We start from the raw sequence: 24,990 nt of genomic DNA, 5'->3' as shown, positions 1-24,990 counted from the left end.
CGCCCGCCTTCAAGCGGCGTGGATTACATGGATCTCGACGTCTTCGATCGTTACGACCTGGCCGGCGTGGATCTTGCAGGTCTTGCGCAGTTCGACCGCGCCGTCGACGCTGACCGCGCCGCTGGCGACGATCGCCTTGCCGGCGCCGCCGCTGTCGCACAGCCCGACCAGCTTGAGCAGCTGGTTGAGTTCGACGTGGTCGCGGTCGAGTTCGAATTCGATCTGTTGCATGGCGATGGCGCGGGGAAGGGCGGTCAGGGTCGCAGCGCCGCCGGCGTTGCGCAATGGCTGGCGGTTATGGGGCACCGGCGCAGAGCGCGCGTTTCTGCTCCGGGCGCAGCTGTTTGATGGCGTATTCGGCCCGGCTGGCGGTTGCGCGATCGGGGTAGGGGAATTGCGCGAGCAGGCGAACCGGCGGTCGTGCTCGGGTATATCGGGCGCCCTTGCCGGCTTCATGCTCGGCATAACGGCGCGCAACGTCGGTGGTGATGCCCGTGTACAGGCTGCCGTCGCGGCATTCCAGCAGATAGACATACCAGGCGTTCATGGGGCCGCAGCCTAGCGTAGGAGCGGTCGCGCTGGCGAGCGGGCGCGTGGGTACCCGCCAGGCGGGGTCGCCACTGCAGTCGCGGTCGCAGTTCGGAGCATGACCGATGACCATACGCATGCGCACGTCATTGTGGCTGTCATGGCGCGCACCCACAATGCATCGTCCACACCGAGAAGTGCCTTGAGCGCCACAGCCTCCGCGTCACCCACCGCCGCAACCCTTCGCCAGCTTTGCGCCCGCTTCGCCCGCCCGCACCTCGGCCGCGCCGTGTGGCAACTGATCAACACCCTGGTTCCATTCCTTGCGTTGTGGGCAGTGATGGCCTGGAGCGTGGTCGACGGCTGGGGCTTCGGCTGGACGCTGCTGCTGGTGCTGCCGGCGGCGGGCCTGTACGTGCGCATGTTCATCATCCAGCACGACTGCGGGCACGGTTCGTTCTTCGCCAGCCAGCGCGCCAACGACATCGTCGGCCGCTGCCTGGGACTGGTGACGCTGTTCCCGTACGGCTACTGGAAGAAGACCCATGCCGTGCACCACGGCACCTCGGGCAACCTCGACCGCCGCGAGATGGGCGACATCGACACGCTCACCGTCGCCGAGTACCGCGCGCTGCCGCGCATTCGCCGCCTGGGCTACCGCCTGTACCGCAGCACGCCGGTGCTGCTGGGCATCGGTCCGTTCTACCAGTTCGTGATCAAGCACCGTTTCCCGTTCGATCTTCCCTTCACCTGGAAGAAGGAATGGGCCAGCGTGCTGCTCAACAACCTGATGCTGCTGGTGGCGTTCCTGGCGCTGGGCTTCAGCATCGGCTGGCACACCGTGCTGATGGTGCACATGCCGGTGGTGCTGGTGGCCGGTGCCGTGGGCGTGTGGCTGTTCTATGTGCAGCACACCTTCGAAGAGGCCTACTGGGCCCGCCGCGAAGACTGGGATTCCGGTCGCGCCGCGGTGGCCGGCAGTTCCTACTTCGACCTGCCGCGGGTCGTGCACTGGTTCACCGGCAACATCGGTTACCACCACATCCACCATCTCGCCAGCCGCATTCCGAACTACCGCCTGCGCGAAGCGTTCGAGTCGAGCCCGCTGCTGCAGGCCGCGCCGCGACTGACGATGTGGACCAGCCTGCGCAGCGCCCGCCTCAAGCTGTGGTGCGAGGAAACCCAGCGCATGGTCGGCTTCCCGCAGCGCGCCAGGGCCTGACCGCCCGCGTTTGCCGGGCAGGTCGTTCCTGCCCGGTCATTCCTTCCCGAACTGCGCGATCTCGTCTAGATACTGCTGGGCGCGCGTGACGCTGCGCCCGGCACTGCCGGCATCGATCGCCTCGCCGATATGACGGCGCTCGGGGCGATGCGCCCAGAAGTGGAACCACACCGTCGCCAGCATGCCGACGATGCCGATCGGAATGCCGATGTAATAGACGCTGGCGTGCATCTGCGCGCCGAACAGCTGCTTGAACGCGATCGCCATCAGCGGCATCCACAGCAGCCAGAACGGCAATCCCAGCCACGGCGACACCCGCGTGCGCCACAGCCGCAACTGCGCCAGTGATTTCTGGATCGTCAGCACCGGCCCGGCGTAGTCGATCCGGGTGATCAGCAGCAGCTCCATCACCGCCGAGATGATCAGCGCCACGCTCCAGGCATGCATCAGCAGGCCGCTGGCGAGCAGCGCCGGTGAGCCGGCGTTGGCTATCCAGAAGTTGGCGAACGTCACCGTCAGCAGCACGCCGACGATCAGCTGGATCACCTGGCCGAACCACAGCGGCCGCAGTCGCGAGCGGACCTTGTCGATGCGCGTTTCGGTAAGCAGTTGCAGGTTCAGCGCGGTCTGCTGCTCCAGGCGGCGGTCCAGGGTCTGCCAGGCGAGTTTGAGTTCATCGAGTTCCATGGTCGTTCCTTGCGATTGCGGGCACCGTGCTCATGCCACGTCCTGGCGGATGCGCTGCTTGAGCCGGCTGATGCGGGTGGCCACGTTGGTTTCGCTGATGCCAAGGATCTCGGCGATCTCGCGATAGCTGCGGTCCTCGAGGTAGAGCAGGAGCAGGGCGCGGTGCATCGGATCGAGTGCGGCGATGAAGCGCTGCAACACGTCCAGTCGCTGCCGCGCTTCGACATCGATGCCTTGCTCGTCGGGCAGGTCGTGGAGGCTGTCGTCGAGCGAGACGGTGCGACGGCGGCGCTGGCCTTCGCCGCGCAGCCACGAAATCGCCACGTTCAGCGCGATCCGGTACATCCAGGTCGGGAACGGGCGCTGCGGGTCGTAGCCCGGGAACGCGCGCCATAGCTGCGCGGCAATGTCCTGGGCGAGGTCGGCGCGGTCTTCGGCATGGCTGGCATAGGTCGCGGCGACCTTGAAGACGATGCCGCGGTGAGCCTGGAGCAGGGCCTCGAACTGCTGCCTTGTGTCGGCCGTCATGATGGCGGTGTACTCCATTGCGAATGCGTCCATTGCCTGGTCGAACCCGTGATTCGCAGGCAGGGGCGAATCGTCACAGCCGGCGCCTCGGTCCTTAGTCCAGGTAGTCGTACAGGCGGTAGATCCAGCTCAGCTCGTAGACGATCGCGGCGACGACGAAGCAGCGGTGGAAGGTCTCCGAGCGCACCTTCATCGCGATCAGGCACAGGCCGATCATCGCCACGTTGCGGATCGGGTATTCGACGTTGAATCGGCGGTAGTAGTCGTGGCCCTTGATCAGGGTGTCGCCGAAGTCGATCAGGTACAGCACCGCCATGATCCCGAAGAACCAGCCGCGGCGGGACTGGAAGTAGTCGTGCCAGCCGGTGTACTCGGCCAGGTCGTCGGGGAACAGCAGCGTGCACAGCAGGAACAGCACCACCACGTACAGGATCAGGAAGGCGTAGGCGACGAAGCTCCACGGATGGACGTGGCTGAGCCCGAACTCCCACCACCAGAAATGCACGAGCAGGATGAACATGGAGATCGCCCAGCCCATGTGCACCCAGTAGATGTGATCGCGGCCGGGGTGCTGGACGAAGCGGGCCATGCCCTTGAGCAGCGTGGTCAGGCCCAGGCCGAGGACGATGCCGAGCACGATGCGGATGTGCGTGAACAGCGGGTCGGTGGTCATGCACTGCGTCCCGGCAGGCCGAGGGCCGATGGCGGCAGCATAGGGCCTGCCCGTCATCCCGGCGTAGCCCTCACCGTCATCCCGGCGAACGCCGGGATCCATTTTGCTGTTGCTCTGCCGGCCTGGATCCCGGCGTTCGCCGGGATGACGGACGAGATGGATCCCGGCGTCCGCCCGGATGACGTGGCTTCACCGAGTCCGTGCTCGGCCGATAGCTGCGATCATGGCGGCATGAACGAACCGCTTTCCCACGATTTCGCCTCCCTGACCCTGGACCCGGCCCTGCAGCAGGGCGTCCAGGCGCTGGGCTACACGAAGATGACGCCGGTGCAGGCCGGCAGCCTGCCGGCGATCCTCGCCGGCCGCGACCTGATCGCGCAGGCGCCGACCGGCAGCGGCAAGACCGCGGCCTTCGGCCTGGGCCTGCTGCACCGCCTCGACCCGGCCCAGGGCGCCACCCAGGCGCTGGTGCTGTGCCCGACCCGCGAACTGGCCGACCAGGTCGGCAAGCAGCTGCGCAAGCTCGCCTTCGCCATTCCCAACCTGAAGCTGTCGATCCTGTGCGGCGGCATGCCGCTGGGGCCGCAGCTGGCCTCGCTGGAGCACGCGCCGCACGTCGTGGTCGGCACGCCGGGCCGCATCCAGGAACTGCTGCGCAAGCGCGCGCTGAACCTGTCGGCACTGCGCACGCTGGTGTTCGACGAAGCCGACCGGATGCTCGACATGGGCTTCGAGGAACCGATCCGCGAGATCGTCGGCAAGACGCCGAAGTCGCGCCAGGGCCTGCTGTTCTCGGCGACCTTCCCCGAAGCGGTGCGCGAGATCAGCCGCGGCCTGCTGCGCGAGCCGATGGAAGTGACGGTCGAAGGCGACGAGCAGCATGTCGCGATCGACCAGCGCTTCTACGAGGCCGAGCAGACCAAGAAGACGCCGCTGCTGGCGGCGCTGCTGCTGCAGTACAAGCCCGAATCATGCGTGGTGTTCTGCAACATGCGCCGCGATGTCGACGAGGTCGCCGCCTCGCTGGCGCACTACGGTTTCACCGCGTTGGCGCTGCATGGCGACATGGAACAACGCGACCGCGACGAAGTGCTCGTGCGCTTTGCCAACCGCAGCTGCACGGTGCTGGTGGCCAGCGACGTCGCTGCGCGCGGGCTCGACGTCAAGGAACTGGCGATGGTCGTCAACTACGACATGCCGCCGGATCCGGACATCTACGTGCATCGCATCGGCCGCACCGGTCGTGCCGGCAACGAGGGCATGGCGCTGAGCCTGTGCGGACCGCGCGAACAGGCGCGCGCGAGCCAGATCGAGGAGCGCCAGGGTCTGCCGTTGATCTGGTACAAGGCCACGCCGCTGGCCGGCAAGGCCTCCGGCGTGCCGGCCGCCGCGATGGTGACGCTGCGCATCGATGCCGGACGTACCGACAAGCTGCGTCCGGGCGACATCCTCGGTGCGCTCACCGGCGATGCCGGTCTCAAGGCCGATGCGGTCGGCAAGATCGATGTGTTCGCCACGCGCTCGTATGTCGCCGTGGCGCGTGCGCAGGCCGCGCCGGCGTTGGCGCGGCTGCGCGAAGGCAAGATCAAGGGACGCAAGTTCCGCGTCAGCCGGATGTGACCGGCGCGCGTTGCCCTTGCTCCAACCCCTCTCCGCAAGCGGGAGAGGGGCACGGTCAGCTCAGCGCTGGTTGAACGCGTACTTGCCCGGCCCGAGCAGCGCGACCGCCGCGGCCGTGGACAGGAACATGATCTGCAGTTCGATCGCCCAGCCGCCCTGTTCGTTGAGCCTGCCCAGGTCGCCCAGGTGCACCAGGTAGAGCGCGAACAGCATGTTGATCACGACCAGGATGCCGCCGATGCGCGAGAAGAAGCCGGTGATGATCAGCAGCGGCGCCAGTACTTCGCCGATCAGCACGCCGTAGGCGAACGAGCCAGGGAAGCCCTGCGTCTCGACCATCTTGACGATGCCGTCGAGGCCACCTTCCAGCTTGCTGATGCCATGCAGGAAAACCAGTACGCCCACTGCGAGACGCAGGATCAGCTTGCCGATGTCTTGCTGGGTGCTGCTGTTCATGGCGGAACCCCTTTGCTGGCTGGATGGTTGGGTGGATCGAATCGTACGGAGCAGGACCGGTAGAGCCGCGACCCGCTGATGGTCACGCCAGCGCGGGCTCCGGCGCAACTGCAACGCGCCGGCGGATCAGCGGATCGGCAATGCCAGCCGCTGGCCATGCCAGCTGAGGACGACGCTGTCTGCGCCGATCTCCTCGACCACCGCATCGCCGACGCGGTCGCCCTGGCCGACCCGGGCGCCATCGATGATGGCGAAACGCTGGTCCGGGGTCGGACCCCACATGTGCATGCTGATCTTCAGCGCCGGCAGCTGTTCGCGCTCGCCGGCCGACAGGTCGGCCAGGCGCAGCGGCGCGGGGGCGGTCGCCGGCGCGGCAACAGGCGCTGCGGTGGCCGGCGGCGGGCTCGCGCTGGCCACCTGCACGGGTGATGGTTGCGGGGGCGCCAGCACGGGCTCGGTCACGGGTTCCGAAGCGGCCAATGGTGGCTCGGCGGTGGTGGTCGCCGCCGGCATCGCCGGTTCACGGACCGCTGCATCGGCGATGGGGACCGGTGCCGGTGCGATCACGGCGGTGGTGGTGGCCGGCATTGCCGGCGGAACGGCTGTGGGCATCGCGATGGGCGCCTGGGCAGCGATCGCCACAGGCGCGGTTTCCGGCTGTGGAGCGGCAATCGGCGCGGCCGCATCGGCGGCCGGCGCTGTTGTCGCTCCGGCCAGGGATTGGACATCGCGCAGCATCCACAGCGTGGCCAGCACGGCCAATCCACCGGCCAGCCACCACGGCCAAGCCGGGCGGCGCGCAGCCGCGCGCGGAACCAGGGGTGGCAGCTCGGCATACAGGTCCGGTGCCTGGCCACGGCGGCGTTCGGCTTCGGATTTGCGCAGGGCGTCGAGGATCAGCGACATCGGATCTAGTTCCCGCCTTCGGGCGTGGTCAGGTGCGGGCCGTCGCCGTCGTTCGCGGCCAGTGCCAGCAGGGTCGCCGGGCCAACCAGTCCATCGCTGTCGAGGCCGCGATCGCGCTGGAACTGGCGCACCGCCTGCTGCATCGCAGCGTCGAAGACGACCGCACCGGGTTGCGCCGGCAGGTAGCGCGGCTGCAGCCGCGTGCGCACCCAGTCGGTGGCGGCGCCCTGGCTGCCAAGGCGTGGCGTGTCCGCAAGGAACGCCGGGGCGCGCCACAGCGCGGCATGCTCGCCGTCCCAGAGCTGCTGCAGGGCGATCCGGTCGACGGCGACGCTGTCGTCGCCCAGTCGCAGGCGCGCCTGTCGCGCGTCCGCGCCTTCCAGCAGCGCCCAGGTCTCGTTGCCATCGTGGCGCAGGCGCAGCAGTGCCGGACGATCCTGCGCGATCAGCGCATCGAGGGTGGTGTGCCCGCGCAGGCAGTACACGCCGGCGGCCAGCACCGGCGGGCAGGTTGCGGCCACGGCGGCTTCATTCGCGCCCGACGGCAACTGCCAGCGCGCCAGCAACTTGCTCCAGGCGGCGGTTGCCGGGATCGCGGAAGCGTCCAGGCGCGCGGAGACAGCGGTCGCGTCCAGTGCGGGCTGCACGGTACGCGCGGCCGGCTTCGCGACCACGGACGCGACCGGTGTCGACGCGGTAGCGGGTGACAGTGCCGGTGCGCGCGGCCACCACAGCGTCAGCGCGAGGGCGAGCAGGGCGATCGCGGCGACGGCAAGCGGCACGGTCACGATTGCCCGGGGCGGCCACCATTTCCGCGAGCGTGCGGGCAGCACTTCGGCCGCGGCGCGATCGACCCAGCGCGCATCGATGACGCTGGCATCGTGGGCATAGCCGGCCAGCAGGCTGCGTTCGGCGATGTTGTTGATCAGCCGTGGCACACCGCCGGAATGGGCATGGATGCGCCGGACCGCGGCGGCATTGAACGGGAAATGCTGGCCACCGGCGACGCGAAAACGGTGGCGCAGGTATTCGCCGGTTTCGGCGGCGTCGAGCGGGGTGAGGTGGTAGCGCGCGGTGATGCGCTGGGCGAGCTGGCGCAGTTCGTCGCGGGCGAGGATCGTGCGCAGTTCGGGCTGGGCCAGCAGCACGATCTGCAACAGCTTCTGCGTCGGTGTTTCCAGGTTGGTCAGCAGGCGCACCTGTTCGAGTGCATCGACCGACAGGTTCTGCGCCTCGTCGATGATCAGCACCACGCGCAGGCCCTGCGCGTAGGCTTCGAGCAGGTAGGCGTTGAGGGCGTCGACGAGCGCCTTGATGCTGCCGCCGGCACCTTGCGCGTGGATCCCGTCGAGGTCGAGGTGCAGCTCCTCGCAGATCGTCTCCAGCAGCTCGACCGGGGTCACGCGCGGGTTGAGCACCAGCGCCACGCGCGTGGTCTCGGGAATCTGTTCCAGCAGCAGGCGGCACAACGTGGTCTTGCCGGTGCCGACTTCGCCGGTGAGCTGGACGAAACCGCCGCCGCCGCCCTGGCCGATGCCGAACAACAGGTGCGCGAGCGCATCGCGGTGGCGCTCGCTGAGGAACACGAAACGCGGGTCCGGCGTGATCGAGAACGGCGGCTCGGTCAGGCCGTAGTGCTCGAGGTACATGCGCAACCTGCAAGGGGTGATGGCGGTAAGCCTGCCACAAAACGCCTGTCGCGGCGGAAGCCGCGCCAACCGGCCGCTCAGTCGGCCGCGCCCTTGGCCTCGGCGGTCCCGAGGACTTCCGGATGCTGCAGGCGCCTGGGCTTGCCCAGCAGCGGGTGTACGAACACCGCAGCCAGGATGATGACCACGCCGACGTAAAAGGTCGTGGTCAGTTCCCGCTGTTCACCCAGCAGCAGCGCCGCCAGCACGATCGCGTAGACCGGCTCCAGGTTCACCGCCAGCTGCTGCGCGAATGCGCTCATGTGGCGCAACGCCACCAGCGACAGCGTGAACGGCAACAGTGTGCAGGCCAGCGCCAGGCCCAGCAGCAGGGCGATGTCGTGGCCGCTGGGCACCACCAGCAGCGGCCCGGCGAAGGCCGGGAACAGCAGCGGCATCAACGGCGCCAGCAGGGTCAGCGTGAGCGTGCCCGCGCCCAGTTCCAATGCGGTCACGGTGAGCGGATCGCCGTGTTCGACCAGGCGCTTGTTGAGCGAGCCGAACAGCGCCACCAGCAGCGCCGAGATCGCGCCCACGGCAATGCCCACGCGCATTCCCGCCGGCACGCCGCCGACCACCAGCACCACGCCCGGCAGCACCATCAGGCCCAGCGCCAGCTCGCGCTTGGAGAATCGCGTGCGCGTCAGCCACGGCTCGATCATCGCCACGAACACCGTGCCCAGCGCCATGCAAGTGGCGCCGACCGAAGCGTTGGAGAGCTTGATCGCGCCGTAGAAGGTCAGCCAGTGCAGGGCCACCAGCGCGCCGATGCCGGCATAGGCCAGCATCAGCCGCGGCGACATCGCCCGTAGCCCGCGCCACACCCGCGGCAGCAGTGCCAGCGCGGCGACCACGATCAGCATCCGCCACCACACCAGCGGCAGCGCCGGCAACGTGATCAGCTTGCCGAGGATCGCGGTGAAGCCCCACAGCAGCACGCAGAAATGGATTTGCAGTTGCGCCTTGCTGGTCGGGTTCATGCGGCTGTGGTCGCTGTGGGTCGGTGGCGGCGAGGGGGCCTATTGTCGCCGCAGTTGCCAGTTGGCGGCGACGGGCGAAACAGGGCGAGACGAGGCGCCACGGTGGGTGCAGACTGGGAGCGGCCGGAGCCACCGCGATCGCACGTCCATGAGCAATGCCCTCATCGCCCATCTCCACGACCTGCTCGACGGCATGGGCCGGGTGACGACGCGTGCCATGTTCGGCGGCCATGGCGTGTATCTCGACGGCGCGCTGATCGGCGTGGTCATCGAGGAAGCCCTGTACCTGAAGGCCGACAACGAGACCCGCCTGCATTTCGAAGCCGCGGGCAGCGAGCCCTACGTCTACCGCGGGCAGCAGCTGCCGATCCGGATGAGCTACTGGTCCGTCCCGGAATCGGCCATGGAATCGGCGCAGGCGATGAAACCCTGGGCGGAACTCGCCTACGCAGCCGCCCTGCGCAAGACCCCGTCCAAGCGCCGCAAATAGCAATCCGCGGCCCGCTGCGGCGATGTCGATTTGGCCCGGGCCCGTTCGTCATGACAGTGAAGGCCGCCATTGCGGATAGTCCGCAGACCGCCGGCATCCCATCCAACCCCGGAACCCTGTCATGTCATTCCAGCATCCTGTTTTCGCCCGCCTCGCCCTGGCCGCGACCCTGCTTGCGCTGGCCGCGGTCGCCAGCGCCAAGCCCGTCCGCTACGAGATCGACCCGGCCCACACCTTCCCGAGCTTCGAAGCCGACCACATGGGCGTGTCGGTGTGGCGTGGCAAGTTCAACTCCAGCCAGGGCGAGATCTCGCTCGACAAGAGCGCGGGCACCGGCACGGTGGAAGTCACGATCGATACCGCCAGCGTCGATTACGGCCTGGACGTGATGAACGACAAGGCGCGTGAAGCCGACCTGCTCGATGCGGTCAAATTTCCGAAGGCGGTCTACAAAGGGCGCCTGGCCGATTTTCGCGACGGCGCACCCACGCGCGTCAAGGGCGAACTGACCCTGCGCGGCGTGACGCGGCCGCTGGACCTGACCATCGACCGCTTCAAGTGCATCCCGCATCCGCTGCACAAGCGCGAACTGTGCGGCGCCGATGCGCTGGGCACGTTCCGCCGCGACGAGTTCGGCATCGACGCCGGCAAGGACTATGGCTTCGACATGAACGTGACGCTGCGGATTCAAGTTGAAGCGGTGCAGGAAGCGCAGGCACAGGCGGACAAGGCGCAGGCGCCGTGACCTGCTGATCGTTTCTTGCCGGCCCGCTAACAGCCGGTGCCGGATCATGCGACTTCACGGTCGCCCCATGAAGAAGGAGCAAACGATGGCTTTCTACGTCGATGGATATGTGTTGCCGCTGCCGAAGAAGAACCTGGCGGCTTACCGCGCGATGGCGCGCAAGGCCGGGAAGATCTGGCGCGAATACGGTGCGCTGGAGGTCAACGAGTGCGTCGCCGACGACGTCCAGCCCGGCAAGCTCACCTCGTTCCCGCAGGCGGTGAAGCTCAAGGCCAACGAGGTCGTGGTGTTCTCGTGGATCACCTACAAGTCGCGCGCACAACGCGACAAGATCAACAAGCAGGTGATGAACGACCCGCGCCTGGCCGACATGATGAATCCCAAGAACGCGCCGTTCGACGGCAAGCGCATGTTCTGGGGCGGCTTCAAGCCTATCGTTTCGCTCTGAAGCTCAACCTTCGGCCAGGCACTCGGCCGCGCGCTGCCGAAGCAGCGCCTGTTCGCGCGCGTTGCGGGTCATGCCCGCGGCGCGCTCGAACTCCTCGCGCGCCTCGCCGAAGCGACCAAGCTTGCGCAGCAGATCGCCGCGCACGCTCGGCAGCAGGTGGTAATCCTTCAGCAGCGGGTCGCCGGTCAGCCCGTCGACCACGGCCAGGCCGGCGGCAGGTCCGAACAGCATCGACAGCGCCACCGCGCGGTTGAGCTCGACCACCGGCGAGGGCACCTGCTGCGCCAGCGCGCCGTAGAGGCCGACGATGCTGGCCCAGTCGGTCTCCTCGGCGGTCAACGCGCGCGCATGGCAGGCCGCGATCGCCGCTTGCAGCGTGTACGGGCCACGTGTGGGATTGCGCACCGAGCCGAGCTTCTCCGCTCGCTCCAGCGCTGCCAGCCCGCGGTGGATCAGCAGCTGGTCCCAGCGGGCGCGGTTCTGTTCGAGCAGCAGCACCGGCTCACCGTTTCCGTTCACGCGCGCGGCCGAGCGTGAGGCCTGGATTTCCATCAGCGCGACCAGGCCGTGCACTTCCGGCTCGTTCGGCACCAGCCCGGCGAGGATTCGGCCCAGGCGCAGCGCGTCCTCGCACAAACCGGGGCGCATCCAGTCGTCGCCGGCAGTGGCGGCATAGCCTTCGTTGAAGATCAGGTAGATCACCGCCAGCACCGACGACAGGCGCTGCGCCAGTTCCTCGCCACGCGGGACTTCGTAGGGCACTTGCTTGTCGGCCAGCGTGCGCTTGGCGCGGACGATGCGCTGGGCGATCGTCGGCTCCGGCACCAGGAACGCACGCGCGATCTCGTCGGTGCTCAGGCCGCCGAGCAGGCGCAGGGTCAATGCCACCTGCGCGGGCGTGGACAGCACCGGATGGCACGCGGTGAACACCAGTCGCAGCAGGTCATCGCCGATCGGGTCGTCGAGCTTGTCCAGGTGCGCGTCATCGGCGCTTTCCTGTTCGGCCTCAAGTTCGCGCGCGAGTTCCTCGTGCTTGCGCTGCAGCAGTTTGCTGCGGCGCAGGCGGTCGATCGCACGATGCTTGGCCGTGGCCATGAGCCAGGCGCCGGGCTGGTCGGGAACGCCGGTCTCCGGCCAGCGCTCCAGTGCCGCGACCAGCGCGTCCTGCGCCAGCTCCTCGGCCAGGCCGACGTCGCGCACCATGCGCGCGAGCGTCGCGATCAGCTTGGCCGATTCGATGCGCCATACGGCATCGATGCTGCGGTGGATGTCGGTCGCCGTCATGGCGACCGATCACACCACCGACGTTGTACCGTTGCAAGTGCTCGAAGTGGCATCACGCGCCTTCCAGGCGGGGTGTCGCGGCACCGTCGTGCTCGCTCAGGCGCTTGAGGTTGCCGAGCCCTTCCTCGAAGGCCTTGCCGATCATGCGATCCATGTTCACGAACACGCTGAACACCTTGGAGACATACGGCATGTCGCCATTCATCGCCCAGGTCACGTCGCTGCCATTGCCCTGCGGCACGATGGTGAACTGCGCGGCGCTGCGCGCCTGCATTGGCCGGGTGAAGTCGAGCTGGACCTCGATCCGCGAGGAGGGCACCGATTGCACGATCTCCATCCGTCCGGCTCCGGCCTTGTTGTTGCCGTCCCAACGGTAGGTGGCGCCGGTGCCCTGTGCGGCACCGCCAATCTCGCGCTGCATCTGCGGGTCGAGCTTCTCGTACGGCGACCAGGACCGCCAGCGGTTGAAGTCGTTGATCTGCGCGAACACCTGTTCCGGCGATGCCTGGATGTGGATGTGGCGTTCGACGCGGAACGTGTCCGGCCGGGTGGCGGCGAAGATGAGGACGGCCGCGATCAGTACGACGACGGCGACGGCGATGAACTTGAGCATTCGTGACTCCGTTCCTTGGGTTTATAGATCAGTGTTTGGGTGTCGAGCCGGCTTGCTGCTGCATGTCCTGCAGACCGGCGGCGGCGTTGCATACGTCGGCCGGGAAGTCGGCCAGTTCCATCACTTGCCGGATCTCGATGACTTCGTTGTTCGCGGCCGGGCAACGCGAGGCCCAGGCGATGGCTTCCTCGCGCGACTTCACCTGGATCATCCAGTAGCCGCCGAGCACTTCCCTGGCTTCGCTGAAGGGGCCGTCGGTAACCTGCGGCTTGCCATCGGTGAAACTCACGCGCGCACCCATCGACGGCGGGTGCAGTCCGTCCAGTGCCAGCAGCACGCCGGCTTTGTGCAGGGACTCGTTGTATTTCATCATCGTCGCGACGGCGTCGGCTTCGGGCAACGTGCCGGGCGCGGCGGATTCATAGCCCTTGGGGATCATCAGCATCATGAAGCGCATGGTGGCATCTCCGTGGTGGACTGTGCGGTCATGGCAGGTCAGCGGTTGGGTACCGCATCGGGTTTCATGTGGACGTACTCCCATAGGTGTCCGTCCAGGTCCTCGAAGCCATGGCCATACATAAAGCCCTGGTCGCTGGCATCGAAGTGGGTTTTGGCGCCGGCGGCCACGGCCTTGGCGACGATCGCATCGACGTCGTTGCTGCTGTCCAGGGTCAGGCAAACGATGGCCTCGGTGGCCTTGGTTGCATCGTGCACGGGTTTGCGGGTGAAGGTCTGGAAGAACGCTTCGGTCAGCAGCATGACGTGGATGTCGTCGGAGACGACCATGCAGGCGCCCATTTCGTTGGTGAAGTCCGGGTTGAACGAGTAACCGAGCTTTTCGAAGAAGTCGACCGAGCGGTCGAGGTCCTTGACCGGGAGGTTGAGGAAGATCTGGCTGGCCATGGCGATCAGGCCTCGCGTTCGCAGTTGACCATCCACGACACACCGAACTGGTCGATCAGCATGCCGAAGCTGACTGCCCAGAAGGTCTTGTCGAGCGGCATGCATACGGTCCCGTTCTCGGACAGTGCCTTGAACGCGCGCTCGGCTTCGGCGACGGAATCGACGTTGAGCGCGATCGCGCAACCCTTGACGCCGTCGTAGGTGTCGGTCGGCATGCCGTCCGATGCCATCAGCACCTGGTCGCCGACGTGCAGGCGCGCGTGCATGATCTTGTTTCGGTGGTCGGCCGGTACGTGATCGCAGGCCGGGCTGTCGCCGAACGTGGTGATGGGGTCGAGGGTGCCGCCGAGTGCCTGCGCGTAGAAGCGCATCGCGGCTTCGCAGTTGCCGTTGAAGGTGAGGTAGGCGTTGATCTTCATGGGACGTCCTGTTGGCGGATGAGGTCGGGGTTCAGCGGCGTTCGCCGAGCTGGTCGCGCAGGCGGTCTTCCTGGGCGCGCAGTTCGGGGGTGAGTTCGGGGCCGAAGTCCTCGGTCTCGTAGACCTGGCGGATCTCGACTTCGCCGTTGTCTTCGCCTTCGAACAGGTTGGGTGCGCGCTTGACCCATTCGATCGCTTCGGCCAGTGAGCCGGTCTCGAACAGCCAGTAGCCGGCGATGAGTTCCTTGGTCTCGGCGAACGGGCCGTCGACGACGTTGCGCTGCTTGCCGCTGAAGCGCACTCGTGCGCCCTTGCTGCTCGGGTGCAGGCCTTCGCCGCCGACCATGATGCCGGCCTTGACCAGTTCTTCGTTGTAGTTGCCCATCTGCGTGAGCAGTTCTTCGCTCGGCATTACGCCGGTTTCCGATTCCGCGGTGGCGCGGACTATCACCATGAAGCGCATCGTCGTCTCCTGCCTTGGAGCCGCCGGAGTGGGGCTCTTGTCTGGATGACGAACGGGAACGGGCGGGATCGACACTCGCTTCCGGAATTTTTTGCGCTGTGGGGTTCCTGCTGCGGTGGCGGCGTCGTCCGCCGGGCCGGGGATTGCTCCGCCCCTTCGTTCGGACATCCTGTCCGAAGGCGGGGCGTGGGCCATCCATGGCCCACTGCTACGCAATCCCCGACCCGGCGGACGACGCTCCGGCAGTTCATTGCACGGTCTTCGTTCGAAAGCCGTCATTCCCGCGAAGGCGGTCACTCGCCAGGGTGGAGACCTGCGTCAATCCTTCGGCAGCGCCAGCAACCAGTCGACAAACGTCTGCGCCGCCGCGCGCAGGCGCCGGTGCGAGGGGTAGACCACGTAGTAGCCCCAGCGCGCCTTCACCGTCGGCACCGGCAGCCGCTGCAGGCGTCCGCTCTCGAGGTAGGGGGTGACGATGCGCGAGCGTGCGAGCGCGATGCCCATCCCGAACACGGCGGCGTTCATCGCCCCGGTGCTGTCGGTGTAGGTCAGGCGTTCGTCGAACTTTGCGCCGTGCACGCCGGCGGCGCGGAACCAGTCGTGCCAGCCTTGCCGCGAGTGGTCGGAGATCAGCGGCTGCCTGGCGACGTCGGCCGGCTCCCGGATCTGGTCGATTCCCGGAAAGTTCGGCGAGACCACGGGCAGCAGTCCTTCGTCCATCAGGAAATGCGCGGTCAGTCCCGGCCAGTGGCCTGGTCCATGGCGGATGCCGAAATCCGGGCCGGGTTCGTCGAAGCGGGTCAGTGCGACCTCGGTGTCGATGCTCAGGCGCAGGTTGGGGTGCGCCTGGGTGAACTCGGGCAGGCGCGGAGTCAGCCAGGTGTAGGTGAGCGAGTGCAGGGTGGTGAAGCGGATGCGGTCGTGGTCCTCGCGCCCCGAGCGCAGGCTGCGCAGCACGCCATCGACGTCGGCCAGGGCGCTGCCGGCGGCGTCGGCCAGCTTGCGGCCGTCGGCGGTCAGGGCCACTCCGCGCGCATGGCGCTGGAACAGGGCCACGCCCAGCCGCGACTCGAGCTTGCGTACGTGGTGACTGACCGCGCTGGCGGTCAGGTGCAGCTCCTCGGCGGCGTGGGCGAAGTTCTGGTGCCGGGCCGCCGATTCGAATGCCGTCAGGGCCGGCAGCCAGTCCGCGCGCAGTGCCATGTCGAGCCTCAAATCTGGTTTGTGTCTGACAGCCAAAGTATGCGCTTGTGCAGGACGTACAGGTAATCAGAATGTCGGTCTGGCAAGAGCCAGATTAGTCGATGGGCGCCTCCCTTGGCGCCCGACCGCAGGAGCGGACGAATGGGCCATCTGCACGAAATCAGCCCGCAATTGACGATGCAGGCGCTGCCGATCGAGGCGGTCCCGGCAGTCGAGGTCGGCCCCGGCTGCCTGCGCCGCGACCTGCCCGCCGGCCCCGGCCTGCGCATGTGGGTGGTGGACATGGCGCCCGGCGCGCAGTGGCCGGTGCTGGACCACCACGAGACCGGTGAGTCGTACTACGTGATCAGCGGCGAGGTCATCGAGGGAGACGTCCGCCACGGCGACGGAACGTACGTGTACTTCGCTCCCGACAGCCGGCATCGCCCGCATACCGAAAGCGGTGTACGCCTGATCGGAGTGAACCTTGGCTACGCCGCCTTCCTCGCCGCAGGCGGTAGTTCGGAATCCATCACGCATTGCTATCACCCGACGCAGGGCTGACTACGCCCGAGCGTCGACTGTCGTTCCGCATACGTCCTCCCCCACGAGTACGTCCTCAAAAGAGGTTTGGCATGACCAGCGTTGCATCGACTTCCAGTCTTTCCGATACGCACGAACGCGGTTGGTTCACGCCGCTGGAACTGTGCCTGCTCGGCGCCATCTGGGGCGCCTCGTTCCTGTTCATGCGCGTGGCCGCTCCTGATTTCGGCGCGATGGCGCTGGTCGAGGTTCGTCTTGCACTGGGCTCGCTCGTGCTGCTGCCGTTCCTGTGGCGTGCCCGCGCGCAGTTCCCGGCGAAGCTGTGGCCGAAGCTGGCGATCATCGGTGCGCTGAATTCGGCGCTGCCGTTCATGCTCTTTGCGTGGGCCGCCAAGACCGCGCCGGCCGGCGTGGGCGCGATCACCAATGCGATGACGGTGCTGTTCACCGCGCTCGTCGGCTTCCTGTTCTTCGGCGAGAAGATCGGTGCGCGCCGTGCGATCGCGCTGGTCGCCGGTTTCGTCGGCGTGATCGTGCTGGCCAGCGACAAGACGGCAGGCGCGAGCATCGGCTGGGCCGTGGCCGCCGGTGCGGGCGCTTCGTTCCTGTACGGCGTCGGCATCAACCTGGTGCGTCGCCACCTGACCGGGCTTCCGCCGGCAGCGGTGGCCTCGGCCACTCTCGGCGTGGCGGCACTGCTGACCTTGCCGTTCGCGGTCGCGAACTGGCCGACGCATGCGGTTGCGATGAAGTCCTGGTTGTCGGCCGGCATGCTCGGTGTGCTCTGCACCGGCCTGGCGTTCGTCATGTACTACCGCCTGATCGCCCGGATCGGCGCAGGTCGCGCCTCGACGGTGACCTACCTGATTCCGGTGTTCGGCGTGGCCTGGGCGTGGCTGCTGCTGGACGAGCCGCTGACCTTGAAGATGGGCATCGCCGGCGTGATGATCCTGGGCAGCGTGGCGCTGAGCCAGCGGGCTGGAAAGTGACGACATGACCGACAAGCGCGTCGTTTTCGACTTCGACTTCGAGTTCACCAACGGCGGCGGCATCCAGGGCCAGGACTTCCGCCTGGACATCGACGGTGACGACATCGCCGATGCGGAGCTGGTCGACTACATCGTGCGCGACCTGCGCCTGCTGATGGTCGGCCCGGCGCGCATCCTCAACAAGAAGATCATCACCGAGCCGCACAAGCGCAAGGCCGGAGGCGCCGAGAAAGGGCGCACCTACGTCGACCTCAGCCACGTCATCGAGGACGGCCTGGTCACCTATCCCGGTCTCCCCGCCGCGCGCATCTGCGACTTCCTCAGCCGCGAGCAGTCGCGCGCGAAGTACGCGGCCGGTACCGAGTTCCAGATCGCCAGGATCGAGATCGTCGCCAACACCGGCACCTACATCGACTGTCCGTCGCACCGCTACGCGCATGGCCACGACCTGTCGCAGGTCGGGATTGCGGCGTTCGCCGACCTCGACGGCATCGTCATCCACGCCGACCATCGCGAAGTCCGCGCGATCGATGCCTCATGGTTCCGCGACAAGGAACTGCGCGGTCGTGCCGTGCTCGTCCACACCGGCTGGGATGCCTACTGGCGCGAGCCGGGCTACGCGATCGAGCACCCGTTCCTGACCGAGGACACGGCCGCTTACCTGCGTGAGTGCGGCGTCGCCCTGGTCGGCATCGACTCGATGAACATCGACGACACCCGCGGCGGCGAACGCCCGGTGCATTCGACGCTCCTCGGCGCCGAGATCCTGATCGTCGAGCACCTGTGCAACCTGGCCGCGCTGCCGGATGAAGGCTTCGCCTTCAGCGCGATCCCGCCGAAGGTGAAGGGCGCCGGCACGTTCCCGGTGCGGGCGATGGCGCGCCTGGGTTAGACGGAGCGGTTCGCGGCGGCGGGCTCCGTTTCCAGCTGGGTTTCCAGCTGGTCGGCGATGCGCGACTGAGCCCGCGCCAACCCCGCGCCAGTCACCGCCCAGGTCAACGCGATGGCCGCGCCCACCAGCGCGGCGATCGCCGGCTGCTGCGCCAGCATGTCGACGAAGGTCTTGGCCCAGCCGCTGACGGCATCGGCGCCGCGATAGACCACCGAGTCGATGAAGCTCTTGGCCTTGTACTTGGCTTCGGTCGGGACGACGGTGAACAGCATCTCGCGGCCCGGCCTGACGAAGGCGTACTCGCCGAAGCGGCGCACCACCATCACCACCGCCAGGACAGCGAAGGTCGGCGCCATCGCCAGCCACAGGAAGCCGAGCATGGTCACCATCGGCACCGCCACCAGCAGCACGCCCAGTCCCAGTCGCTGCACGAGCCGCCCGGTGAGGAACAGCTGCGAGGCGATCGTCAGGCTCTGCACGATCACATCGATCATCCCGAACACTTGGGTCTGGTCGGCGCGATCGGGGAAACGCAGCTCGATCAGCCGCGCCTGCTCGAAGTAGAGGAAGGTGCTGACGCTGGCCAACAGCAGCACGAACGCGGAGATGCCGAGCAGGTACGGCGAGCGCATCACGGTGGTGATGCCCGCGAGCGGGCTGCCGCCGAGCGGACGCGCACGTGCGCCGGCGGTCAGTTCCTCCCGCACCGGATGCGCATCGCGCCAGCGTTGCAGGCGCCGGGCAGCGAAGATCGCGGCAATCAGCAGTGTCGCCGCCAGCCACAGCAGGCCGGCATGGCCGATCAGCTCGACCAGCGCGATGCCGAGCAATGGCCCGACCAGGCCGCCCAGGCTCGCGCCGGACGCCATCAGCGCGAAGACGCGCTTGGCCTGCGAGGTCGGGAACAGGTCCACGCACACGCTCCACACCACCGACACCGCGATCAGGTTGAACACCGAGATCCAGATGTAGAAGGTGCGCGCGATCCACAGGTTCTCCGGATCGAGCTGGAAGCACACCGCGAACAGCGCCAGGTTGGCGGCGAAGAAGCCAAAGGTCCACGGCAGGATGTGGCGCCGCTTCACCTTCGCCGCGATCCAGCCGAACAGCGGCATCACCGCCAGCGTGGCGACGAAGGTGCCGGTGAACAGCCATTGCAGGTTGTCGACGCCACCGGCGACGCCCATCGTCTCGCGCACCGGCCGCAGCATGAAGTAGCCGGCGAACAGCAGGAAGAACACCAGGGCGCCGGCCAGTACCGGGGGCGCCTCCTCTTCGGTCACGCCGAAGAGGGACGCGATCTTGTGCGACCAGTTCGCCATGGGCACCGGTCAGGCCAGCGCCGCGACGAGCGCGTCGCGTTGCTTTGCATCGAGCAGTTGGCCCGTGCCCGCCTTGAGGTTGTCGAGCTGGTGCCGGGCCTTCGAGGTGGCCGGGATCACCACCGTCACTTCCGGCTGGCTGAGCACGTACTTCAGGATCAGCTGCGCCCAGGAGTCGGCGCCGACTTCGGCCGCCCACGGTGGCAGCGGCTTGTCGCGCATCTGCGAGATCAGCCGGCCGTCCTCGAAGGCGCGGTTGATCATCACCGCGATGCCCAGTTCCTTTGCCAACGGAAAGATCGTTTTTTCGGCGCCGCGTGACACCGGCGAGTAGTTGATCTGCACCCAGTCGGGCTTGAACTGGCGCATCTCGTCGGCGAGCTGCGCCTGGCCGTCCTCGCGGTAGTGGGTGAGGCCGACGTAGCGCGTCTTGCCCTGCTGCTTGAGTTCGCGCGCGAGTGCTATCTGCGCGGCGGTATCGCGCAGGTTGTGGACCTGCAGCAACTCGACCTTGTCGGTCTTGAGCCGGCGCAGCGAATCGTTGAACTGGGCCAGGCCTTCCTCGCGCCCGCTCACGCCCGACAACTTGGTGGCGATGAAGAGCTTCTGCCTCGCCTTGGCGTCGGCGATCAGGTCGCCGAGGACGTCTTCGGCGGTGGAGTAGGTCGGTGCGGTATCGATCAGCGATCCGCCGGCATTGACGAAGGTATCGAGCACTTCACGCAGCGGCGCGCGGCCGCCGGCATCGGTACCGACTTCGAAGCTGCCGGACGTGCCCATGCCGATCACCGGGATCTTTTCGCCGGTGGCGGGGACCGCCCGTGTCAGCAACGGGCCCTTGAACGGTTTGGCTGCTGCCGACGCAGGCGCGGCAGCGCTGGCGGCCGGCTTTTCCTGGCTGCAAGCCACCAGCGGCGCCAGGGCGATGCCCGCGGCGGTCAGGGTGGCGGTGGAGATGAACTCGCGACGGTTGGCCATGGCGTGATCTCTTCCGGGGTGAACGGAGATTGTGCCGTTGATACGGTCGATGCGGCGCGTACGACAGTGCCGATGGGCATGGAGCGAGTGCTCGCTGCGCCGAGCCGAGTGTCGTCAGGCGCCCAGGCGCCGCAGCAGCGCCATCGCCGCCGCCGGGTTGCGCTCCTTAGCTGCGCTGATGAAATAAACGAACACGTCACGCTTCCCGCCGTCGGCATGTTGCGCCGCAAGATAGGGCAGGTCGGCCGGCTGCCCGCCTTGCGACCATTCGCGAGCACGCGCTGCCCAGCGGTCGAGTTCGTCGTCGGGATAGCCATCGGCGATGTCGCTGCGCGTCTGCATCAGGCGCGCGTAGACGAAGTCCGCGGTGACGTCGGCGAAGGACGGGTGCTCGGACGAATCGGTGAAGACGCCGGCCATGTTGTGCTGGCGCAGCAACGCCACGTAGTCCTGGTCGACGAAGGCATGGTCGCGCACGTCGATCACGTGGCGCAGTCGCCGGCCTTCGACTTCGTTGGGAAGCAGCGCGAGGAACTGCGCGAACGTGTCGCGCTGCAACGGCGGCCCCTGGTCGAACTGCCAGACGATCGGGCCGAGGCGATCACCCAGCGAGGCGATGCCACCGACAAAGTCCTCGATTTGCGGACCGGTCTTCGCCAGCGTTTTCGACTGCATGATCCGCATCGGCGCCTTGGCCGAGAAAAGGAAACCGTCCGGCGTCTCCGCTGCCCACTTCGCGTACGTCGCCGGTTTCTGCGAGCCGTAGTAGGTGCCGTTGACCTCGATCGCGCTGAGATGGCGGCTGGCGTACTCGAGCTCGCGCCGCTGCACCAGGCCCTTGGGGTAGAAGTTGCTGCGCCAGGGCACGTAGGTCCAGCCGCCGACGCCGACGCGGATACCGTCGACCGGTTTCGGGCCGCTACCGAATTCGTCCATCGCTCAGGCGTCCTTCCATGGGTCGTAGGTGCCGAACCACCACAGGTGGCCTTCGAGGTCGCGGCAGGCGTAGCCGCGGCCACCGTAGGGCTGATCGGCGATATCGATCACGACTGGTGCGCCGGCTCTGGTTGCCTGCGCGTAGTGGGCGTCCGCGTCGCTGACGATCACGCAGATGCTCTGGGTCGCGCGCTGGCCGGTTTCATCGGGGTGAATCATCAGCCGCGACCACTCGCCGTCCTTGTTGGCCGAGCCGAGCATGATCATGCCGCTGCCGTGCACGAGCTGCGCGTGGAGGATTACATCGCCGTCGGCGTGGACCGCCTGGCGCTGGAAGCCGAATGCGTCGCACAGCCAGTCGATGGCCTTGGGTGCGTCGCGGTAGACCAGGGTGGGAATGACCGTGCTGCCGGGGGACATGGCGGGTTCCTCGTTGGATGAAGCCCCTCTCCCGCAGTCGGGAGAGGGGTGGTGCATCGTTACTTGATCGGTTCGTCCAGCATCATCTCGCGGACGAAGCGCACCGGCGGCGCGCCGTACGACAGCACCTGGTCGTGGTAGGCCTTGGCGTTGAACTTGTCGCCCAGCTTGGCCTCAACTGCCTTGCGCATGTCGAAGTGCTCCTGCGCGCCGACGAAGTACGTCGGCAGCTGCGCCGAGGTCAGCTGCGCGCGCACCCACTTGCCGGACGCTTCACGCTCCTGCTGGAAGGCCTGCTTGGTCATCAGCTCCATCGCCTGCTCGCGGCTCCAGTTGTCCACGTGCACGCCCTGGTCGAGGATCGCGTTGGCGATCGTGCGCAGGTAGAACTTCAGCTGCACCAGGCGGAACAGCGGGTCGTTATCCAGGTAACCGGCGTCGGCCATCATGTCCTCGGTGTAGACCGCCCAGCCCTCGGCGAACAGGCCCGAGCGCAGCACCGAACGCAGGGTCGAATGCGACTTGGCCGAGTGCGCGCCTTCCAGGTAGTGGCCCGGCATCGCTTCGTGGATCGACAGCAGGTGGATCATGCGGCTGTTGTATTCGCGCAGGAACGAGTCGGCCTGCTTGTCGTCCCAGTCGTCCGGAATCGGCGAGATCGCGTAGTAGGTGTCCAGGCCCTTGTCGAGCGGACCCGGCGAATCGCAATAGGCCACCGCGACGCCGCGCTGGAACTCCGGCATCAGGATGATCTTGACCGGGTCGTTGGGCACGGTGACCAGGTCGTGCTTGCGGGTGAAGTCGGTCGCGTCGGCGAGGGTCTTCTTGGCGAAATCGACCACTTCGTTGCGTGCCGGCTTGTCGGCGTAGGCCAGCTCGAGCGCGGCCTCGATCGCTTTCTGCTGCTGGTCCGGGGTCGGATTGGCCGGCAGCTCCGGTGCGTTGGGCTTGTCCTTGAGCACGTTCTGGGCGATGGCGTACATCTCGCCGCGCACGCGCTTGAGTTCGGACTCGGCGCGCTGCTTGATCTCCGCGCGCGACAGCGAGGAGTTCAGCGAGAACTGCAGCTTCTCGTCGTACAGGGTCTGGCCGATGCGGAAGTCACCCTTGGCGTTCGGCACCAGGGTCTTGTCGAGCCAGGTCTGCTGCTCCGCCACGGCCTTGCGCAGGCCGGCGACGGCGGCGTCGAGCTGCTTGCGATCCTCGCCCTTGAGCTGGTCGGCGTTGGGGACGATGAAGGTGTCGATCAGGCTGAGCACGCCGGCGTTCTGCTTGGCGACGGTCTCGGCGTGGATCGACGGCACGCGTGCCGGGTCGAGGTTCTCGCGCATCTGCGCGTAGATCCCCGGGATCTTCTGCATGCGCGCGGTGGCCGACTTCAGCCGCTGCGGCATCGGCGCGAAGTCGCGCGCCATCAGGTTGTAGATCGCGCCGCCGGCCAGGCCGCTGTAGACCTGCGGATCCCAGGCCCAGCTCTGCAGCGTCTCGACGCCCCAGATGTCGCCGCGGATCTGGTTGCGCAGGATCGATGCGTCGATCTGGTTCTCGCGCGAGAGCTTGGTGGTGTCGATCGCGTCGAGCTCGGTCAGCAGCTTCTTGCTGAAGTCGACGAGCTTGGTCCGGCCGGCCGCGCTGAGGTCATCGACCTCGCTGTCGTAGTCGTGCTTGCCGATCTGGGTCGCGGCGATCGGGTTGAGCTGCAGCCAGCCGTCGAGCCAGCGCTGCGAGATCTCGGCGAAGCGGGCGTCGGTGGCGGCATCGGAGGCCGGGGCGGCAGGTGCCGTGGCGGCGGTGTCGGCCGGTGCCGGCGGGGTCTGCGGCTGGCAGGCGGCGAGGGTCGCGCTGAGCACGGCGACGGCGAGGAGGGTGGGGCGCAACGAACGCATGGCAGGTCTCGGAACAGGCGGCAGGCCGCGATCTCCACAGGATATCGCCAGCGGCGCGTCGCCCGCATGGGTCGTTGGTTGAGTCGGGCCGCCGGTTGCCTTGCCGAATCTGTCGCAAGCGGCCTCCCGGCGTGTCAGTCGCCGGCGGCGGCGATGCCGTCAGGGTGGGCGTAGACGTTGAGCTGCCCGCCGCGGGCGAACGCTGCCAGGGTGATGCCGGCGGCTTCGGCGGTGCGGATGGCCAGGTCGGTCGGGGCCGAGATGGCCACCACCATGGCCATGCCCGCGGTTGCGGCCTTGTGCACGATCTCGTACGACGCACGCGAGGTGATGACCAGGAATCCGTCCTGCGCGCGCAGCGGTGGCGCCTGTGCCGCCATTGCGCCGATCAGCTTGTCGAGCGCGTTGTGCCGGCCGACGTCTTCGCGCACCAGCAGCCCGCCGTCATGGGCGAAACCCGCGGCATGCACACCGCCGCTGTGCGTGTTGAGCGGCTGCTGCCCGGCAAGGGCGGCCAGCGCGGCATGGATCACCGCCGCACGGACCGGCGTCGGCGCGGCCACGCGCGGCACCGGACGCAGCGCGGCCTGCAACGATTCGACGCCGCACAAGCCGCAGCCGCTGCGGCCTTCCAGACCACGCCGCCGATCCTGCAGGGCGTCGAAGCGCGCCTGCGGAATCGCGGCGTGCAAGGCGATGCCTTCGTCATGGCGCACCACATCGACCAGGCGGAACTCGTCGGGGCTGGCGACGATGCCTTCGCTCAGGGCAAAGCCGAGGGCGAAGTCCGGCAGCGATTCGGGCGTGGCCATCATCACCACGAACGGTTCGCCGTTGTAGAGCAACGCCACCGGTGCCTCGACGATCACGCGGTCGTCGTGCTGCAAGCGCGCGTCGCCGTGCAGGCGCAGCGCCTGCACCTCGCTCAATGCTTCGCTCATGTGGTCCCGCACAGCTGCCGTCCGCGCGAAGTGAGCCACAACACGGTGCGATCGCCGTCCTCGCGTTGCTCGACCAGGTCGAGGCCATCGAAACGCGGATCGCTTCCCAGTGCCGACAGCAGCCGCTGCAGTTCGCTCAGGCCTAGGCCAAGGCGCTTGGCGACGCGGTGGATCGATTGCCCGTCTTCCTGCGCGAGCAGATGCAGCAGCGCCAGCGCTGAATCCTCACTCATGACAGCGTGCTCATG

The 24,990-nt window shown here is 67.5% G+C and carries 31 protein-coding genes; 8 read left to right on the top strand and 23 right to left on the bottom strand.

Annotated features, from left to right (window positions below; genetic code table 11):
* Nucleotides 1–9: 9 nt before the first annotated feature.
* Both HIV01_RS08305 and HIV01_RS08300 read right to left on the bottom strand, forming a co-directional pair.
* Nucleotides 10–231 carry an RNA-binding S4 domain-containing protein gene (locus tag HIV01_RS08305; RefSeq protein ID WP_200609542.1) on the bottom strand — a complete coding sequence of 74 codons (222 nt, stop codon included), beginning with the start codon at nt 229–231 and terminating at the stop codon, nt 10–12.
* Nucleotides 232–295: 64 nt separating this feature from the next.
* Nucleotides 296–547 (bottom strand): GIY-YIG nuclease family protein, encoded by a 252-nt coding sequence (locus HIV01_RS08300; RefSeq protein WP_200609540.1) that lies wholly within the window; start codon nt 545–547, stop codon nt 296–298.
* A 183-nt stretch (nt 548–730) separates the two neighbouring features.
* Between HIV01_RS08300 and HIV01_RS08295 the strand changes: the two genes are divergently transcribed.
* Nucleotides 731–1,750: a fatty acid desaturase gene (locus HIV01_RS08295; RefSeq protein ID WP_200609538.1), complete on the top strand. Its 1,020-nt coding sequence runs from the start codon at nt 731–733 to the stop codon at nt 1,748–1,750.
* Nucleotides 1,751–1,786: 36 nt separating this feature from the next.
* Here HIV01_RS08295 and HIV01_RS08290 read toward each other — a convergent pair whose 3' ends face one another.
* The 3 genes from HIV01_RS08290 to HIV01_RS08280 form a co-directional block, all read right to left on the bottom strand.
* A complete protein-coding gene (locus tag HIV01_RS08290) occupies nt 1,787–2,437 on the bottom strand; it encodes a hypothetical protein (RefSeq protein ID WP_200609536.1) in 651 nt (216 codons plus the stop codon).
* Nucleotides 2,438–2,467: 30 nt separating this feature from the next.
* Complete coding sequence (locus HIV01_RS08285; protein ID WP_200609561.1) at nt 2,468–2,965, bottom strand: RNA polymerase sigma factor; 498 nt, start codon at nt 2,963–2,965, stop codon at nt 2,468–2,470.
* A gap of 94 nt (nt 2,966–3,059) precedes the next feature.
* The gene (locus HIV01_RS08280) at nt 3,060–3,638 is read right to left on the bottom strand and encodes a hypothetical protein (protein ID WP_200609534.1); all 579 of its coding nucleotides are present in this window, start codon (nt 3,636–3,638) and stop codon (nt 3,060–3,062) included.
* Nucleotides 3,639–3,869: 231 nt separating this feature from the next.
* Here HIV01_RS08280 and dbpA point away from each other — a divergent pair, with 231 nt between their 5' ends.
* Nucleotides 3,870–5,258: an ATP-dependent RNA helicase DbpA gene (dbpA, locus tag HIV01_RS08275; protein ID WP_200609532.1), complete on the top strand. Its 1,389-nt coding sequence runs from the start codon at nt 3,870–3,872 to the stop codon at nt 5,256–5,258.
* A gap of 60 nt (nt 5,259–5,318) precedes the next feature.
* Here the strand turns inward: dbpA and HIV01_RS08270 are convergent, their stop codons facing one another.
* The 4 genes from HIV01_RS08270 to HIV01_RS08255 form a co-directional block, all read right to left on the bottom strand.
* Complete coding sequence (locus HIV01_RS08270) at nt 5,319–5,714, bottom strand: DoxX family protein (RefSeq protein WP_200609530.1); 396 nt, start codon at nt 5,712–5,714, stop codon at nt 5,319–5,321.
* Between the two features lie 126 nt (nt 5,715–5,840).
* On the bottom strand, nt 5,841–6,620 hold the full coding sequence (locus tag HIV01_RS08265) for a general secretion pathway protein GspB (protein ID WP_200609528.1): 780 nt from the start codon (nt 6,618–6,620) through the stop codon (nt 5,841–5,843).
* Nucleotides 6,621–6,625: 5 nt separating this feature from the next.
* Nucleotides 6,626–8,269 (bottom strand): ExeA family protein, encoded by a 1,644-nt coding sequence (locus HIV01_RS08260; RefSeq protein WP_200609525.1) that lies wholly within the window; start codon nt 8,267–8,269, stop codon nt 6,626–6,628.
* A gap of 77 nt (nt 8,270–8,346) precedes the next feature.
* Nucleotides 8,347–9,288 carry a DMT family transporter gene (locus tag HIV01_RS08255; protein WP_200609523.1) on the bottom strand — a complete coding sequence of 314 codons (942 nt, stop codon included), beginning with the start codon at nt 9,286–9,288 and terminating at the stop codon, nt 8,347–8,349.
* 148 nt (nt 9,289–9,436) lie between these two features.
* On the opposite strand from HIV01_RS08255, the gene HIV01_RS08250 reads away from it, so the two are divergent.
* From HIV01_RS08250 to HIV01_RS08240, 3 genes are all read left to right on the top strand, one after another.
* Nucleotides 9,437–9,778: a TfoX/Sxy family protein gene (locus HIV01_RS08250; protein ID WP_200609521.1), complete on the top strand. Its 342-nt coding sequence runs from the start codon at nt 9,437–9,439 to the stop codon at nt 9,776–9,778.
* Between the two features lie 121 nt (nt 9,779–9,899).
* Nucleotides 9,900–10,523: a YceI family protein gene (locus HIV01_RS08245; RefSeq protein WP_200609519.1), complete on the top strand. Its 624-nt coding sequence runs from the start codon at nt 9,900–9,902 to the stop codon at nt 10,521–10,523.
* An 85-nt stretch (nt 10,524–10,608) separates the two neighbouring features.
* Nucleotides 10,609–10,971 carry a DUF1428 domain-containing protein gene (locus HIV01_RS08240; protein ID WP_200609517.1) on the top strand — a complete coding sequence of 121 codons (363 nt, stop codon included), beginning with the start codon at nt 10,609–10,611 and terminating at the stop codon, nt 10,969–10,971.
* 3 nt (nt 10,972–10,974) lie between these two features.
* Here the strand turns inward: HIV01_RS08240 and HIV01_RS08235 are convergent, their stop codons facing one another.
* The 7 genes from HIV01_RS08235 to HIV01_RS08205 form a co-directional block, all read right to left on the bottom strand.
* Complete coding sequence (locus HIV01_RS08235) at nt 10,975–12,255, bottom strand: RNA polymerase sigma factor (RefSeq protein ID WP_200609515.1); 1,281 nt, start codon at nt 12,253–12,255, stop codon at nt 10,975–10,977.
* 52 nt (nt 12,256–12,307) lie between these two features.
* Nucleotides 12,308–12,868 (bottom strand): SRPBCC family protein, encoded by a 561-nt coding sequence (locus HIV01_RS08230; protein WP_200609514.1) that lies wholly within the window; start codon nt 12,866–12,868, stop codon nt 12,308–12,310.
* Nucleotides 12,869–12,896: 28 nt separating this feature from the next.
* Nucleotides 12,897–13,325 carry a YciI family protein gene (locus tag HIV01_RS08225; RefSeq protein ID WP_200609512.1) on the bottom strand — a complete coding sequence of 143 codons (429 nt, stop codon included), beginning with the start codon at nt 13,323–13,325 and terminating at the stop codon, nt 12,897–12,899.
* 38 nt (nt 13,326–13,363) lie between these two features.
* Nucleotides 13,364–13,771, bottom strand: coding sequence for a VOC family protein (locus HIV01_RS08220; protein WP_200609510.1), 408 nt, complete (start codon nt 13,769–13,771; stop codon nt 13,364–13,366).
* Nucleotides 13,772–13,776: 5 nt separating this feature from the next.
* On the bottom strand, nt 13,777–14,190 hold the full coding sequence (locus HIV01_RS08215) for a VOC family protein (protein ID WP_200609508.1): 414 nt from the start codon (nt 14,188–14,190) through the stop codon (nt 13,777–13,779).
* A 31-nt stretch (nt 14,191–14,221) separates the two neighbouring features.
* Nucleotides 14,222–14,653, bottom strand: a complete 432-nt coding sequence (locus HIV01_RS08210; RefSeq protein WP_200609506.1) for a YciI family protein — start codon at nt 14,651–14,653, stop codon at nt 14,222–14,224.
* A 318-nt stretch (nt 14,654–14,971) separates the two neighbouring features.
* Nucleotides 14,972–15,856, bottom strand: coding sequence for a LysR substrate-binding domain-containing protein (locus HIV01_RS08205; protein ID WP_200609504.1), 885 nt, complete (start codon nt 15,854–15,856; stop codon nt 14,972–14,974).
* A 141-nt stretch (nt 15,857–15,997) separates the two neighbouring features.
* On the opposite strand from HIV01_RS08205, the gene HIV01_RS08200 reads away from it, so the two are divergent.
* The 3 genes from HIV01_RS08200 (at nt 15,998) to HIV01_RS08190 (ending at nt 18,259) form a co-directional block, all read left to right on the top strand.
* Nucleotides 15,998–16,399, top strand: a complete 402-nt coding sequence (locus HIV01_RS08200; RefSeq protein WP_200609502.1) for a cupin domain-containing protein — start codon at nt 15,998–16,000, stop codon at nt 16,397–16,399.
* 71 nt (nt 16,400–16,470) lie between these two features.
* A complete protein-coding gene (locus HIV01_RS08195; RefSeq protein WP_200609500.1) occupies nt 16,471–17,367 on the top strand; it encodes a DMT family transporter in 897 nt (298 codons plus the stop codon).
* A gap of 4 nt (nt 17,368–17,371) precedes the next feature.
* Nucleotides 17,372–18,259 carry a cyclase family protein gene (locus HIV01_RS08190; protein WP_200609498.1) on the top strand — a complete coding sequence of 296 codons (888 nt, stop codon included), beginning with the start codon at nt 17,372–17,374 and terminating at the stop codon, nt 18,257–18,259.
* Here HIV01_RS08190 and HIV01_RS08185 read toward each other — a convergent pair.
* From HIV01_RS08185 to HIV01_RS08155, 7 genes are all read right to left on the bottom strand, one after another.
* On the bottom strand, nt 18,256–19,581 hold the full coding sequence (locus tag HIV01_RS08185; RefSeq protein WP_200609497.1) for an NTP/NDP exchange transporter: 1,326 nt from the start codon (nt 19,579–19,581) through the stop codon (nt 18,256–18,258). The two genes, HIV01_RS08190 and HIV01_RS08185, sit on opposite strands and share 4 nt — an antisense overlap.
* A gap of 9 nt (nt 19,582–19,590) precedes the next feature.
* Nucleotides 19,591–20,559, bottom strand: a complete 969-nt coding sequence (locus tag HIV01_RS08180) for an aldo/keto reductase (RefSeq protein WP_200609496.1) — start codon at nt 20,557–20,559, stop codon at nt 19,591–19,593.
* Nucleotides 20,560–20,673: 114 nt separating this feature from the next.
* Nucleotides 20,674–21,495 (bottom strand): DUF72 domain-containing protein, encoded by an 822-nt coding sequence (locus HIV01_RS08175; protein ID WP_200609495.1) that lies wholly within the window; start codon nt 21,493–21,495, stop codon nt 20,674–20,676.
* Between the two features lie 3 nt (nt 21,496–21,498).
* Nucleotides 21,499–21,915, bottom strand: a complete 417-nt coding sequence (locus HIV01_RS08170) for a VOC family protein (protein WP_245156948.1) — start codon at nt 21,913–21,915, stop codon at nt 21,499–21,501.
* Nucleotides 21,916–21,974: 59 nt separating this feature from the next.
* On the bottom strand, nt 21,975–23,792 hold the full coding sequence (locus HIV01_RS08165) for a DUF885 domain-containing protein (RefSeq protein ID WP_200609492.1): 1,818 nt from the start codon (nt 23,790–23,792) through the stop codon (nt 21,975–21,977).
* Nucleotides 23,793–23,935: 143 nt separating this feature from the next.
* Complete coding sequence (gene fdhD / locus HIV01_RS08160) at nt 23,936–24,742, bottom strand: formate dehydrogenase accessory sulfurtransferase FdhD (RefSeq protein WP_200609490.1); 807 nt, start codon at nt 24,740–24,742, stop codon at nt 23,936–23,938.
* On the bottom strand, nt 24,739–24,975 hold the full coding sequence (locus HIV01_RS08155; RefSeq protein ID WP_200609488.1) for a helix-turn-helix domain-containing protein: 237 nt from the start codon (nt 24,973–24,975) through the stop codon (nt 24,739–24,741). Before HIV01_RS08155 ends, fdhD begins: the two co-directional genes overlap by 4 nt.
* Between the last annotated feature and the right edge of the window lie 15 nt (nt 24,976–24,990).

The organism is Lysobacter arenosi (assembly GCF_016613475.2).
GTDB lineage: Bacteria > Pseudomonadota > Gammaproteobacteria > Xanthomonadales > Xanthomonadaceae > Lysobacter_J > Lysobacter_J arenosi.
Note: the sequence above shows the minus strand (reverse complement) of the source record. Positions and strands in the feature narration are given on the sequence as shown.

Excerpts from the sequence above, each read along its gene's own strand:
- HIV01_RS08305 (WP_200609542.1), bottom strand. The coding sequence starts at position 231 with ATGCAACAGATCGAATTCGAACTCGACCGCGACCACGTCGAACTCAAC.
- HIV01_RS08300 (WP_200609540.1), bottom strand. The coding sequence starts at position 547 with ATGAACGCCTGGTATGTCTATCTGCTGGAATGCCGCGACGGCAGCCTG.
- HIV01_RS08290 (WP_200609536.1), bottom strand. The coding sequence starts at position 2,437 with ATGGAACTCGATGAACTCAAACTCGCCTGGCAGACCCTGGACCGCCGC.
- HIV01_RS08285 (WP_200609561.1), bottom strand. The coding sequence starts at position 2,965 with ATGACGGCCGACACAAGGCAGCAGTTCGAGGCCCTGCTCCAGGCTCAC.
- HIV01_RS08280 (WP_200609534.1), bottom strand. The coding sequence starts at position 3,638 with ATGACCACCGACCCGCTGTTCACGCACATCCGCATCGTGCTCGGCATC.
- dbpA (WP_200609532.1), top strand. The coding sequence starts at position 3,870 with ATGAACGAACCGCTTTCCCACGATTTCGCCTCCCTGACCCTGGACCCG.
- HIV01_RS08270 (WP_200609530.1), bottom strand. The coding sequence starts at position 5,714 with ATGAACAGCAGCACCCAGCAAGACATCGGCAAGCTGATCCTGCGTCTC.
- HIV01_RS08265 (WP_200609528.1), bottom strand. The coding sequence starts at position 6,620 with ATGTCGCTGATCCTCGACGCCCTGCGCAAATCCGAAGCCGAACGCCGC.
- HIV01_RS08260 (WP_200609525.1), bottom strand. The coding sequence starts at position 8,269 with ATGTACCTCGAGCACTACGGCCTGACCGAGCCGCCGTTCTCGATCACG.
- HIV01_RS08255 (WP_200609523.1), bottom strand. The coding sequence starts at position 9,288 with ATGAACCCGACCAGCAAGGCGCAACTGCAAATCCATTTCTGCGTGCTG.
- HIV01_RS08250 (WP_200609521.1), top strand. The coding sequence starts at position 9,437 with ATGAGCAATGCCCTCATCGCCCATCTCCACGACCTGCTCGACGGCATG.
- HIV01_RS08245 (WP_200609519.1), top strand. The coding sequence starts at position 9,900 with ATGTCATTCCAGCATCCTGTTTTCGCCCGCCTCGCCCTGGCCGCGACC.
- HIV01_RS08240 (WP_200609517.1), top strand. The coding sequence starts at position 10,609 with ATGGCTTTCTACGTCGATGGATATGTGTTGCCGCTGCCGAAGAAGAAC.
- HIV01_RS08235 (WP_200609515.1), bottom strand. The coding sequence starts at position 12,255 with ATGACGGCGACCGACATCCACCGCAGCATCGATGCCGTATGGCGCATC.
- HIV01_RS08230 (WP_200609514.1), bottom strand. The coding sequence starts at position 12,868 with ATGCTCAAGTTCATCGCCGTCGCCGTCGTCGTACTGATCGCGGCCGTC.
- HIV01_RS08225 (WP_200609512.1), bottom strand. The coding sequence starts at position 13,325 with ATGCGCTTCATGATGCTGATGATCCCCAAGGGCTATGAATCCGCCGCG.
- HIV01_RS08220 (WP_200609510.1), bottom strand. The coding sequence starts at position 13,771 with ATGGCCAGCCAGATCTTCCTCAACCTCCCGGTCAAGGACCTCGACCGC.
- HIV01_RS08215 (WP_200609508.1), bottom strand. The coding sequence starts at position 14,190 with ATGAAGATCAACGCCTACCTCACCTTCAACGGCAACTGCGAAGCCGCG.
- HIV01_RS08210 (WP_200609506.1), bottom strand. The coding sequence starts at position 14,653 with ATGCGCTTCATGGTGATAGTCCGCGCCACCGCGGAATCGGAAACCGGC.
- HIV01_RS08205 (WP_200609504.1), bottom strand. The coding sequence starts at position 15,856 with ATGGCACTGCGCGCGGACTGGCTGCCGGCCCTGACGGCATTCGAATCG.
- HIV01_RS08200 (WP_200609502.1), top strand. The coding sequence starts at position 15,998 with ATGGGCCATCTGCACGAAATCAGCCCGCAATTGACGATGCAGGCGCTG.
- HIV01_RS08195 (WP_200609500.1), top strand. The coding sequence starts at position 16,471 with ATGACCAGCGTTGCATCGACTTCCAGTCTTTCCGATACGCACGAACGC.
- HIV01_RS08190 (WP_200609498.1), top strand. The coding sequence starts at position 17,372 with ATGACCGACAAGCGCGTCGTTTTCGACTTCGACTTCGAGTTCACCAAC.
- HIV01_RS08185 (WP_200609497.1), bottom strand. The coding sequence starts at position 19,581 with ATGGCGAACTGGTCGCACAAGATCGCGTCCCTCTTCGGCGTGACCGAA.
- HIV01_RS08180 (WP_200609496.1), bottom strand. The coding sequence starts at position 20,559 with ATGGCCAACCGTCGCGAGTTCATCTCCACCGCCACCCTGACCGCCGCG.
- HIV01_RS08175 (WP_200609495.1), bottom strand. The coding sequence starts at position 21,495 with ATGGACGAATTCGGTAGCGGCCCGAAACCGGTCGACGGTATCCGCGTC.
- HIV01_RS08170 (WP_245156948.1), bottom strand. The coding sequence starts at position 21,915 with ATGTCCCCCGGCAGCACGGTCATTCCCACCCTGGTCTACCGCGACGCA.
- fdhD (WP_200609490.1), bottom strand. The coding sequence starts at position 24,742 with ATGAGCGAAGCATTGAGCGAGGTGCAGGCGCTGCGCCTGCACGGCGAC.
- HIV01_RS08155 (WP_200609488.1), bottom strand. The coding sequence starts at position 24,975 with ATGAGTGAGGATTCAGCGCTGGCGCTGCTGCATCTGCTCGCGCAGGAA.